The sequence below is a fragment of the Emticicia sp. W12TSBA100-4 genome (assembly GCF_040253585.1).
In the GTDB taxonomy this organism is placed as follows: domain Bacteria; phylum Bacteroidota; class Bacteroidia; order Cytophagales; family Spirosomataceae; genus Emticicia.
Map to the genome: position 1 here is coordinate 1 of NZ_JBELAU010000111.1, position 254 is coordinate 254.

Annotated in this window: 1 pseudogene; it reads left to right on the forward strand. The window is 47.6% G+C overall.

The window, feature by feature from the left end:
• Positions 1 to 254: pseudogene (locus ABR854_RS25990) on the forward strand (hypothetical protein); the annotation flags it as partial.

The window sequence follows — 254 nt, forward strand, 5'->3', positions numbered from 1 at the left end:
ACAGCGACATGTATCAACAGTTGTGGTGAAAGTGGAGTGAGCAATGTAGTGGTTATCACGACAGGTAGCAGCCCAGCAGCACCAGTAATTTCAACGAACAGAAACAGCTTGTGTAATGCAGAAACGGCAACGTTGACAGCAACAGGTTGCAGTGGTAGCTTGAAATGGAGTACAGGCTCGACGAGTGCAAGCATCATTGTAAGCACGGCAGGAAGTTATACAGCGACATGTATCAACAGTTGTGGGGAAAGTGG